Below are 10,669 nucleotides of genomic sequence, written 5' to 3'. Positions count from 1 at the left end.
CCGGGACATGCCGCGGCGGGGCACCTCGACCGGCGGCGGCGCGTCGGCCAGGGCGGTACGCAGGCGGGCGAGAATCTCGTCACGGGCGTTCAACGCTTTTCCCACCATTCACGGAAGGTCTGCGGCGCGGGCAGTGGGGCGTCGCGGGACTGGGTCCACGCCGAGCCCGGCCAGGGCAGCCAGCGCAGGGTGCGCGCGCCGATCCGCCGCTGCCGGGCGGCCCCGAGAGGGCCGGCGCCGAGCCGGGCGGCGCGCAGGGCGGCGGCCCACCGTCGGGGGTTGCGCATGATCCATGACAGGCCACGCATGCTGGCCCGCTCGGCCACCGGGTGCGGTGCCTGCTGCCGCAGGTGGATCAGCACCTCCGGAATATTGATCTTCACCGGGCAGACGTCGTAACAGGCTCCGCAGAGGGTGGAGGCGTACGGCAGGGAGGCGTTGTCGGCCACCCCGGTCAGCTGGGGTGACAGGATCGCCCCGATCGGACCGGGGTACACCGAGCCGTAGGCGTGGCCGCCGGCCCGCTCGTACACCGGACAGACGTTGAGGCACGCGGAGCAGCGGATGCAGGACAGCGCCTGCCGCCCGACCGGGTCGGCGAGCACCGCCGAGCGGCCGTTGTCGACCAGGACGATGTGCACCTCCTGCGGTCCGTCACCGGGCGTCACGCCGGTCCACATCGAGGTGTACGGGTTCATCCGTTCGCCGGTCGAGGAGCGGGGCAGGAGCTGGAGGAACACCTCCAGGTCGGCGAAGCTGGGCACGATCTTCTCGACGCCGACGACGCTGATCAGCGTCTGCGGCAGGGTGAGGCACATCCGCCCGTTGCCTTCGGACTCCACGACCACCAGGGTGCCGGTGTCGGCGACGGCGAAGTTGGCGCCGGAGACGGCGACCTTGGCCGACAGGAACCGCCGCCGCAGGTGGGTGCGCGCCGCCTCGGCCAGTTCGCGTGGCTCGTCGCTGAGCTGTGGCGGTGCGTCGGCCATCCGGCGTCGGAAGATCTCGCGGATCTGTGCGCGGTTGTAGTGGATCGCGGGTACCAGGATGTGTGACGGGGTGTCGTCGCCGAGCTGCACGATCAGCTCGGCGAGGTCGGTCTCGTAGGCGGTGATGCCGGCTTCTTCCAGCGCGTCGTTGAGTTCGATCTCCTGGGTCGCCATCGACTTGACCTTCACGACGTCCGTCGCGCCGGCCGCGCGGCTGAGCTCGACCACGATGCGGCAGGCCTCGGCCGCGTCGCGCGCCCAGTGCACGTGTGCGCCCGCGGCGGTGGCCGCGTCCTCAAAGCGTTCCAGCAGCTCGGGCAGGCGGCGCTGCACATCGGCCTTGATCGCGGCGCCGGCGTCGCGCAGTGCCGCCCAGTCAGGCACCTCGTCAACCACGCGCCGGCGTTTGCCGCGGATCGTGTGGGTGGCGCGGCGCAGGTTGGCGCGCAGTTGCGGGTTGGCGACCTCGGGCCGGGCGGCCGTCGGGAAGGGTAGGGGAGCGGTGATCCGGCCACCGCCGTGGGCCGGTGTGGCGTGCTGGCTCATGCGGGCGCTCCGGTCGAGGCGAGGATCTCGGCGTAGTGCATGACCCGGACTCCGGACCGGCCGCGGCCGAGGCCGCCGCCGATGTGCGCCAGGCAGGAGTTGTCGGCGGCGGCGAGCACGCTCGCGCCGGTGTCCAGAATCCGGCGGCACTTGTCGGTGAGCATCGCCGTGGAGACGTCGGGATTCTTCAGGGCGAAGGTGCCGCCGAAGCCGCAGCACTCCTCGGCGTCGTCGAGCTCCACCAGGTGGATACCGCGCACCTGGCGCAGCAACGCCAGCGGCTTGTCACCCAGCCGCAGCATCCGCAGGCCGTGGCAGGTCGGGTGGTAGGTGACCCGCCCGGCGAACTCGGCTCCGACGTCGGTCACGCCGAGGACGTCGACGAGGAGCTCGGACAGCTCATAGGTGCGGGCGGCGACGGCGGCCGCCGCGGGGTGCAGGTTCGGGTACTGGTCGCGGACCATCGCCGTGCACGAGCCGGACGGGGTGACGATCGCGTCGTAGCGGTCGAAGACCTTGACGTAGTTGTGGACCATCGGCAGCGCCTCGGCGCGGTATCCGGTGTTGGCGTGCATCTGGCCGCAGCAGGTCTGCGCGGTGGGGAAGTCGACGGTGTGGCCGAGCCGCTCCAGGATGCGGGTGACCGCGATGCCGGTCTGGGGGTAGGCGAGGTCGTTGACGCAGGTGATGAAAAGGGCGATGCGCAAGCTGCCTCCTCGGTGCGTGCCGGCCCGCCGGGATCAGGCCGCTGGACCCGACGGCATCTGGTCGAAGGCCGGCAGGTGGCGCAGCCGGGCGGCGGTCAGATGGTCACGCATGGCCGCCGTGGCGGCTTCCGGATCGCCGAGGGTGATGGCCGCGGCGATGCGCTGGTGCTCGACGGTGGTGTCAGCGGCCTGCGCGGCGGGGAAGTACAGCCGGTGCAGGTGCAGGTGGGAGTGCAGCCGCGTGATGGCTTCGCGCAGCAGGGCGCTCCCGGCGACCTCGGCGATGAGGTCGTGGAACTTCGCGTCCAGTGCGGTGAACGCGGCGTGCCTGCGGTATCCGTCGCCGGCCTCGACGCCGACGGTCGCGTCGGCCTCGGTGCTGATCCGCTGCCGGTTGGCGGTGGAGGCGTTCGCGGCCGCTCGGGCGGCGGAGTCGCCTTCCAGTAGCAGGCGCATGTCGAACAGGTCGTCGAACTCGGCCCGACTCAGCAGCGGGGTCGTGGTGTACCCGGACAGGGGGCGTTTGCGCACGAGGCCGTCGGATTCCAGCCGGGCCAGCGCCTCCCGTACCGGGGTGGGGGAGACGTCGAGCTCGCGGGCCAGGGCGTCGATGTTCACCCGTTCGTTCGGGGGGAGGGTGTGGTCCATGACCAGGCCCTTGATCGTCTCGTACACGTCCTCGGTCAGGGTGAGCCGTCGGGCGGGACGGATCCGGCCGCGGATCGTTTCGGTCATCTCGTCTCCTTCGGCCCCTTGACTGTGACGGTGTGAGCGAGTAGACACTAGCAGGCAAGCATCCTATAGGAAAGATCCCACGGGATCGCTGCCTGGGGATGCGTACGCTACCACCACCCCCTCACCCCCGTGAGGTTCCCTTGAGGAGAACCCGATGAAGCGCACTGCGCTGGCCCGTCTCGGTGTGGGTCTCGTTGCCTTCGCGCTCACCGCCACAACGGCGGCGTGCACGAAGAAGAGTGATGCCGACACCGGCGACACCGCGGGCAGGATGAACCCGGAGCAGATGAAGGTGGCGCTCGTCCCCGGCGGCTCGCACCCGTACTTCCAGCCGTGGAAGGACGCCGGGGCGAAGGCGAAGGCTGACTTCAAGCTCGGCGACGTCACGTACAACGAGACCGCCGGCTGGGACCAGACGAAGCAGAACGACGTGCTCAAGTCCCTCGCCGCACAGGGCTACAACGCCTTCGGCATCTTCGGCGTGTCGCCCGACAACATCAACTCCACCTTCGAGGACCTCAAGCGCCAGGGTTACCCTGTCGCCTCCCTCGCCTCGTGTCCGGCCGGCGACGTCAACAAGGCTGACTTCTGCCTCTCCACGGATGTCGAGCTTGCCGCGTACAAGGCCGCGAAGGCCGCCATCGACGCCATGGGTGGGCAGGGCAACCTCGTGCACCTGACCGGCAACAAGGTCGACTCCAACACGCAGCGCCGGATCAAGGGCGTGGAGAAGGCGGTCGCCGAGACCGGCGGCAAGGTCGTGCTGCTCCAGAACGTCACCGACATCGACAAGGACCTGCAGAGCGCGCAGAAGGCCGTCGCCGACCTGCTCGCCGCCAAGGGCAACCAGATCCAGGCGATCGTCAACACCGCCTACAACCCGTCGGTCGCCTCGGCCGAAGGCGTCAAGCAGGCGAAGCTGGCCATCAAGGTCATCGCCATCGACGACGACAAGACGATCCTCGACGGTATCCGGGACGGCTCCGTGGCCGGCACCGTGCTCCAGAACCCGGTCGGCCAGGCCTACGTCGGTTCGTACGCGCTCAGCAAGCTCGCCGGCGGCTGCACGATGTCCCAACCGGGCGTGATCATCGACTCCGGCTCGTTCGTCGTGACCAAGGCCAACGTGGACGGCTACGAGGCCGACCGCTCCGCCAAGACCGACGAACTCAAGAAGGAGTTCGACGCCACGTACCTGACGTGCCGGTGATGTCGGTCATCACGCACGCCGAGGCGTACCTGGTCGACATCGCCGTCGAGACCGTCCGGACCGATGCGGTGCAGGCGTTCCTCAAGCAGGAGACGGTTTTCGTCGAGGTCCGTACGGCCGGCGGCCAGCAGGGTACCGGCTATTCGTACACCATCGGGACCGGTGGGACCGCCATGCTCGCGCTCCTGCGCGACCACCTGGTGCCCCGCCTGATCGGGCAGGACGCGGCCCGGGTGGAATCGGTCTGGCGCGACCTCTACGCCAGCACCCGGGCCACCACGGTCGGCGCGATCACCTCGCTGGCCCTGGCCGCCGTCGACACCGCGCTGTGGGACCTGCGCGCCAAGGCCGCCGGCCTGCCGCTGTGGGTGTTGGCCGGCGGGGCCAAGGACCGTATCCCGCTCTACGACACCGAGGGCGGCTGGCTGCACCTCAGCACCGACGAGCTGGTCGCCGGGGCGAAAGCGTCCCAGGCGGCCGGCTGGCCGGGCGTCAAGCTGAAGGTGGGCAAGCCCGACCCGGCCGAGGACGCCGAGCGGATCGCCGCGGTCCGGGCCGCCGTCGGCGACCGGCTCGACGTGATGGTCGACGCCAACCAGTCGCTCACCACCGCGGAGGCGATCCGCCGGGCGCGGCTGCTCGAACCGCACGGGCTCGCCTGGTTCGAGGAGCCGCTGCCCGCCGACGACGTCGCCGGGCACGAGCTGCTCGCCCGCTCGACGAGCATCCCGATCGCCGTCGGCGAATCGATGTACTCGATCGGGCAGTTCGCCGAGTACCTGCGCCGCCAGGCCGCGGGCATCGTCCAGGTCGACGTCGCCCGGGTCGGCGGGATCACCCCCTGGCTCAAGGTCGCCCACCTGGCCGAGGCGTGCAACGTCGCCGTCTGCCCGCACTTCCTCATGGAGCTGCACGTGAGCCTGTGCGCCGCGGTGCCCAACAGCCGGTACCTCGAGTACATCCCGCAGCTGCGGGCGGTGACCCGGTCCGAGATCACCGTCGCCGACGGCCACGCTCTCGCGCCCACCGACCCCGGCCTCGGCATCGACTGGGACCGGGACGCGATCGAGGATCGGAGGGTCGCATGACGACGGCCACCACCCCGCCGGCGGCGCCCCCCGCGCCGCCGGCCGCGGTCGCGGGCACGCGCTCCCGCACCCTGCCGTTCTGGGCCAACCCACGCCTGGGGCTGGTCATCGTCATCGTCGTCCTGGTCGCGCTCTTCTCGTCGTTGACCCCCGCGTTCCTCGACCCCAGGCTCACCCTCGCCCCACTGCAGGCCGACATCAGCGTGTACGCCGTCGTCGGCCTCGCCCAACTCGCCGTGCTGTCCCTCGGCCACATGAACATGGCCGTCGGCCGGATGGCCGCACTGTCCACGTTCGCGATGGGCCTCGCCTACGACCGGCTCGGCGTGCCGCTGCTGGTCGGCCTCGCCGTCGGCCTGGCCGTCGGGGCGGCGATCGGCGCCCTCGCCGGCCTGGTCATCGCCAGGACCGGGGTGAACTCCTTCGTCGTGACCCTCGCGCTCGACTTCGGGCTGCTGGGCCTGGTGACGATCCTCTACACCCGGGCGACCGACGGCGTCGCGTTCGCGGTGAAGCCGGCCGGCCTGGCCGAGCTACGCTTCGACACCTTCGCCGACTACTGCCTCGGCGAGGTGTGCGGCCCTCGAGTCCCGCTCGTCGTTCCGTTCGCGCTCGTCGCGGCGCTGGCGGTCGGGCTGCTGTTCCGCTCCGCGCGCCTCGGCCGGGAGATCCTTATGACCGGCGCCAATCCGGTCGCCGCCCAGCTGTCCGGCATCCCCACGCACCGGCGGGTCGTCGCCGCCCACGCGCTCAGCGGCCTGCTCGCCGCCCTCGCCGGCTTCCTGCTCGCCGCCAACAACGGTGCCTTCTCCGCCAACATCGGCGAGTCGTTCCTGCTGCCGTCATTCCTCGCCCCGGTGCTCGGCGGCACGCTGCTCGCCGGGGGCGCGGTCAGTGTGCTCGGCACGGTGCTCGGCGCGACCCTCACCCAGGTCATCTACAAGGGCCTGAACCTGCTGCAGTTCTCGCTGGAGGATTTGAAGCTCTACATCGGGCTGGTGCTGCTCGCCGCGCTGTCGCTGGACCGGATGCGGGCCGTGCTCGCCGAGCGGAGGGCGGTGTCCTCGTCATGAAGAACCTGGTACGCACCAACGAGTTCACCCTCGCCGCCGTCGCGGTCGTCGGCTTCGCCACGCTCGCCGTGGCCACCGACTTCAACCTGCTCACCGCGGGCACGATGGACGCCTTCCTGAGCTTCCTCGCCGTACCGATGGTCATCGGTCTGGCCCAGATGGTGGTGCTCGCCGTCGGCCAGATGAACCTCTCCGTGGGCGTGCTCACCGGCTTCTGCGCCATGGCCTCGGCCTGGCTGATGGTCGACGCCGCACTGCCCGCCCCGCTCGCGGTGCTCGCCGCCCTCGCCCTCGGGGCGCTCGTCGGCCTGCTCAACGGACTGCTGGTGGTCTTCACCCGGATCAACGGCTTCATCGTCACCCTCGCCACCATGACGGTCCTGGAAGGGCTGCGCTACGGAGTGCACGGGACGGGCACCTATCAGGGCTACTCGCCGGGGCTGCGGGCTGTGGGCCAGGCGTCGGTGCTCGGGATACCGGTGGTGTTCCTGCTGGCCCTGGCGGTCGCCGTCGTGGCGGCGCTGTTCTTCCGCCGTACGGTGTCCGGGCGTCGCCTGCTCGCCTCCGGCGGCAATCCCTTCGCGGCGCGGCTGTCGGGCATCTCCAACGACCGGGCGCTGGTGCTCGCCCACACCCTGTCGGGTCTGCTCGCCGGGGTCGCCGCCGTGATCGTGGTCGCCGCGTTCGGCTCGGTCAACGCCTCGATCGGCGATGACCTGCTGCTGCCCAGCTTCGCCGCGCCGATCATCGGCGGGGTAGCCCTGGTCGGCGGCGTGGTCAGCGTGACCGGCACGGTGCTGGCGGCATTCCTGGTGCGGCTGGTCGACGTGACCCAGGCGCAGTTCGACATCAACCGCCGGTGGGTCGACCTCATCATCGGCGCGGTCGTGCTCGGTGCGGTCCTGCTCGGCCGGGCCCGCGAGCGGCTCACCGGAGGTGCGCGATGAGTGTCGTGTTGTCGGCCGAGAAGCTGGTCAAGACGTTTCCTGGCGTGCGGGCGCTCGATGAGGCGACGTTGACCGTCTCCGCCGGCACCGTCCACGCGTTGCTGGGGGAGAACGGCGCCGGCAAGAGCACGCTGATCAAGCTGCTGACGGGTGTGTACCGGCCGGACGGCGGGCACATCCGGCTGGCCGGGCCGGACGGGCTGCGAGAGGTGCGCTTCGCCGGCCCGCAGGACGCCCAACGGGCCGGCGTCGGTGTGGTGCACCAGGAGCGGAACCTGATCCCGGCGTTCAGCGTCGCGGAGAACATCTGCCTGCAGCACCTTCCCCGACGTAACGGGTTGCTCGACCGGGCCCGGATCCGCGCGGAGGCTCGCCGCTGCCTGGACCTGCTCGAGGTGGACATCGACCCCGATGCGCCGGTGTCGGGGCTGTCGGTTGCCCAGATGCAGCTCGTGGAGATCGCCAAGGCGCTGTCGGCCGACTCGAAGGTGCTGCTGCTCGACGAGCCGACCGCGTCGCTGACCGGCGACGAGGCCGACCGGCTGTACGCCGTCGTACGTCGGCTGTGCGAACGCGGCCACGCCGTCGTGCTGGTCAGCCACAAACTGGAGGAGATCTTCGCGGTCGCCGACACGGTGACCGTCCTGCGGGACGGCCGCAGCGTCGCCGAGGCCGAACCTCTCGCCGCCCACACCCGGGGCCAGATCGTGGACCTGATGGTCGGCCGGGCCTACCAGGAGGTACGGCTCACCCCCCGCACCCCGGACCCCACCGCCGAGCCGGCGTTGGTCCTCGCGGCCGTCGCCACCGCCGCCGGGCACCACGACGTCAACCTCGCCGTGCGCCCCGGCGAGATCCTCGGCCTGTACGGCCTGGTAGGGGCGGGCCGCAGCGAACTGGCCAAGGCCCTGCTCGGACTCAAGCAGATCACCGCCGGCGAGGTACGGGTACACGGGAAGGCGGCCCGGATTCGCGACGTGGGTGACGCGCTGCGGCGGCATCGCATCGGCTACGTCACCGAGAACCGCAAGGAGGAAGGCCTCTTCCTGTCCCAGACGATCGCGCGCAACACCGCCGTGACCGTGTGGCGGCGGCTGTCGCGCCTGGGACTGGTACGGGATCGCGCGGAGCGGGCGCTGGTCGCCGAGTACGCCGACCGGCTGGGTATCCGGCTCGCCTCACCCGACCAGCTCGCCGGGCAGCTCTCCGGCGGCAACCAGCAGAAAGTCAGCCTGGCCAAATGGTTGGCCGCCGACTGCGACGTCCTGATCATCGACGAGCCGACGGTGGGCATCGACGTCCGCACGAAGGCCGCCTTCCATGAGTTGATTACCGGACTGGCCGGACAGGGTATGGCCATCCTGCTCATCTCGTCGGATCTGCCGGAGACGGTCACCCTCGCCGACCGGATCGCGGTGATGCGCGACTTCGCCGTCGTCGGCGAGCTGGTCAACGACCACGAGTACCACCGGATGAGTCAGGCGGTCATTCGTCTGATCCATGGCGCGGAGGAGGCCGCGTGAAAGCGACGGAACGGGTCCGCCTGGGGCGTACCGAGGTGCAGGTGACCCGGCTGGGCTTCGGGCTCGCGCCGATCGGCGGGCTGTTCACCGCCGTCGGCGACGAGGTTGCCCGGGCCGCGGTCGAGACGGCCTGGGATCTCGGGCTCCGCTACTTCGACACCGCCCCGCTCTACGGCTGTGGCCTGTCGGAGCGCCGGGCCGGGGCGGTGCTGTCGGGCAAACCGCGCGCGGAGTTCACGCTGTCGACCAAGGTCGGTCGGCTGCTCGTGCCCGCCGGTACCGACACGCAGGAGTTCTGGGCGGAGCCGAGCGATCTCACTCCGGTCTTCGACTTCTCGTACGACGGGGTGCTGCGCTCGCACGCGGAGAGCCTGCACCGGTTGGGCCTGGACCGGATCGACATCGCGCACATCCACGACCCGGACGACCATTTCGACGAGGCGGTGAGCGGGGCCTACCCGGCGCTGGCCGAGTTGCGTGCGCGGGGCGACATCGGCGCGGTCAGCGCGGGCATGAACCAGGCCGAGATGCTGGTGGACCTCGCCCGGGCCGGCGACTTCGACTGTTTCATGCTCGCCGGGCGGTACACGCTGCTGGATCAGTCGGGGTTGGCCGAGCTGCTGCCGCTGTGCGTCGAAAAGGGCATCTCCATTCTCGCGGCCGGCGTGTACAACTCGGGTCTGCTCGCCAATCCGAAGCCGGGTGCCCACTACGACTACGCCCCAGCCGACCAGGCGTTGGTCGAGCGGGCGATGGCGATCCGGGCGGTGTGCGAACGGCACCAGGTGCCGCTGCGGGCGGCGGCGATCCAGTTCCCGCTCGGCCATCCGGCGGTCGCCAGCGTCGTGATCGGGGCCCGGGATCCGGAGCAGCTCTCCGACAACGTGGCGATGTTCGAGTGGGACATCCCGGGCGCGTTGTGGGCCGATCTGAAGCAGGAGGGCCTGCTGCCGGAGGAGGTGCCCACGCCGTGATCGTCGACGCACACCACCATCTGTGGACCGCTGACTACCCGTGGCTCGCCGAGCCGGGTCTGGCAGCGATCCGGCGCGACTACACCGTCGCCGACCTCACGCCCCGGTTGGCGGCGGCAGGCGTCACCGCCAGCGTGCTGGTCGAGGCGGGCCGTTGCGACGGCGCCGAAACCGCCGAGTTCCTCGCGCTGGCCGCCGCCACCCCGCAGATCGCGGGTGTGGTCGGCTGGGCGTCGCTGACCGATCCGGACCTGCCCGCCACGCTGGCCGGCTACCGCGAGCTGCCGGGCGGGGCGAAGCTCGTCGGTGTCCGCGACCAGGTGCAGGGCGTCGACGACCGGGCCTACCTCGCCCGCGCGGACGTGCGGGCGGCGCTGGCCACCATCGGCGCCGCGGGGTTGGCCTACGACCTCGTCGTCCACGTCGGGCAACTGGCCGCCAGCGCCGAGGCGGCGCGCGCCACCCCGGGCACCGTCTTCGTGCTCGACCACCTCGGCAAGCCGCGGATCGGCGCGGGAGCCGACGGGTTCGCCGAGTGGCGCGCGGCCGTGGCCGGACTGGCCGCCTGCGGCAACGTCGTGGCGAAGCTGTCCGGCCTGCTGACCGAGGCCGGCCCCGGGTGGAACGTCGCCACCATCGGGCCGTACGTCAAGGCCGCCCTGGACCTGTTCGGTCCCGAGCGGCTCATGGTCGGCTCCGACTGGCCGGTCTGCGAACTGGTCGCCTCCTACTCCACTGCCCTGGAGGCGATCGACAGCTGCCTGAGCGAGCTGTCCGCCGGTGAGCGGGCCGCCGTCACGGCGGGCACCGCAATTCGTACCTATCGTCTGGAGGTTGGTTCGTGAAGCTCATGCGGGTGGGACCGGTGGGGGCGGAG

10 protein-coding genes are annotated in these 10,669 nt (G+C 71.1%); 7 read left to right on the top strand and 3 right to left on the bottom strand.

Annotated features, from left to right (window positions below; all coding sequences use genetic code 11):
* Positions 1-89: 89 nt before the first annotated feature.
* From ONA70_RS30595 to ONA70_RS30585, 3 genes are read right to left on the bottom strand one after another with little or no spacing between them, the layout of a single operon-like run.
* A complete protein-coding gene (locus tag ONA70_RS30595; RefSeq protein ID WP_265009972.1) occupies positions 90-1,535 on the bottom strand; it encodes a LutB/LldF family L-lactate oxidation iron-sulfur protein in 1,446 nt (481 codons plus the stop codon).
* Positions 1,532-2,242 (bottom strand): (Fe-S)-binding protein, encoded by a 711-nt coding sequence (locus tag ONA70_RS30590; RefSeq protein ID WP_265009971.1) that lies wholly within the window; start codon positions 2,240-2,242, stop codon positions 1,532-1,534. Before ONA70_RS30590 ends, ONA70_RS30595 begins: the two co-directional genes overlap by 4 nt.
* A gap of 33 nt (positions 2,243-2,275) precedes the next feature.
* The gene (locus tag ONA70_RS30585; RefSeq protein WP_265009970.1) at positions 2,276-2,977 is read right to left on the bottom strand and encodes a GntR family transcriptional regulator; all 702 of its coding nucleotides are present in this window, start codon (positions 2,975-2,977) and stop codon (positions 2,276-2,278) included.
* A gap of 154 nt (positions 2,978-3,131) precedes the next feature.
* Between ONA70_RS30585 and ONA70_RS30580 the strand changes: the two genes are divergently transcribed.
* The 7 genes from ONA70_RS30580 to ONA70_RS30550 are packed head-to-tail and all read left to right on the top strand — an operon-like array spanning position 3,132 to position 10,637.
* Positions 3,132-4,187 (top strand): sugar ABC transporter substrate-binding protein, encoded by a 1,056-nt coding sequence (locus ONA70_RS30580; RefSeq protein ID WP_265009969.1) that lies wholly within the window; start codon positions 3,132-3,134, stop codon positions 4,185-4,187.
* On the top strand, positions 4,187-5,275 hold the full coding sequence (locus ONA70_RS30575) for a mandelate racemase/muconate lactonizing enzyme family protein (protein ID WP_265009968.1): 1,089 nt from the start codon (positions 4,187-4,189) through the stop codon (positions 5,273-5,275). The genes ONA70_RS30580 and ONA70_RS30575 overlap by 1 nt, the downstream gene beginning before the upstream one ends.
* Positions 5,272-6,348 carry an ABC transporter permease gene (locus tag ONA70_RS30570; protein WP_265009967.1) on the top strand — a complete coding sequence of 359 codons (1,077 nt, stop codon included), beginning with the start codon at positions 5,272-5,274 and terminating at the stop codon, positions 6,346-6,348. Before ONA70_RS30575 ends, ONA70_RS30570 begins: the two co-directional genes overlap by 4 nt.
* Positions 6,345-7,295 carry an ABC transporter permease gene (locus tag ONA70_RS30565; RefSeq protein WP_265009966.1) on the top strand — a complete coding sequence of 317 codons (951 nt, stop codon included), beginning with the start codon at positions 6,345-6,347 and terminating at the stop codon, positions 7,293-7,295. The genes ONA70_RS30570 and ONA70_RS30565 overlap by 4 nt, the downstream gene beginning before the upstream one ends.
* On the top strand, positions 7,292-8,818 hold the full coding sequence (locus tag ONA70_RS30560; RefSeq protein WP_265009965.1) for a sugar ABC transporter ATP-binding protein: 1,527 nt from the start codon (positions 7,292-7,294) through the stop codon (positions 8,816-8,818). The genes ONA70_RS30565 and ONA70_RS30560 overlap by 4 nt, the downstream gene beginning before the upstream one ends.
* Positions 8,815-9,792: an aldo/keto reductase gene (locus ONA70_RS30555; protein WP_265009964.1), complete on the top strand. Its 978-nt coding sequence runs from the start codon at positions 8,815-8,817 to the stop codon at positions 9,790-9,792. Before ONA70_RS30560 ends, ONA70_RS30555 begins: the two co-directional genes overlap by 4 nt.
* Entirely contained in the window at positions 9,789-10,637 is an 849-nt protein-coding gene (locus ONA70_RS30550; protein WP_265009963.1) for an amidohydrolase family protein, read from the top strand. Before ONA70_RS30555 ends, ONA70_RS30550 begins: the two co-directional genes overlap by 4 nt.
* Positions 10,638-10,669: the final 32 nt, after the last annotated feature.

Source organism: Micromonospora yasonensis (genome assembly GCF_026013475.1).
Taxonomy (GTDB): domain Bacteria; phylum Actinomycetota; class Actinomycetes; order Mycobacteriales; family Micromonosporaceae; genus Micromonospora; species Micromonospora yasonensis.
This window is presented reverse-complemented; position numbering and strand designations above follow the sequence as displayed.

Bases quoted from the DNA above. Each gene is read 5' to 3' on its own strand.
- ONA70_RS30565 (WP_265009966.1), top strand. From the start codon at position 6,345: ATGAAGAACCTGGTACGCACCAACGAGTTCACCCTCGCCGCCGTCGCG.
- ONA70_RS30560 (WP_265009965.1), top strand. From the start codon at position 7,292: ATGAGTGTCGTGTTGTCGGCCGAGAAGCTGGTCAAGACGTTTCCTGGC.
- ONA70_RS30575 (WP_265009968.1), top strand. From the start codon at position 4,187: ATGTCGGTCATCACGCACGCCGAGGCGTACCTGGTCGACATCGCCGTC.
- ONA70_RS30595 (WP_265009972.1), bottom strand. From the start codon at position 1,535: ATGAGCCAGCACGCCACACCGGCCCACGGCGGTGGCCGGATCACCGCT.
- ONA70_RS30570 (WP_265009967.1), top strand. From the start codon at position 5,272: ATGACGACGGCCACCACCCCGCCGGCGGCGCCCCCCGCGCCGCCGGCC.
- ONA70_RS30580 (WP_265009969.1), top strand. From the start codon at position 3,132: ATGAAGCGCACTGCGCTGGCCCGTCTCGGTGTGGGTCTCGTTGCCTTC.
- ONA70_RS30585 (WP_265009970.1), bottom strand. From the start codon at position 2,977: ATGACCGAAACGATCCGCGGCCGGATCCGTCCCGCCCGACGGCTCACC.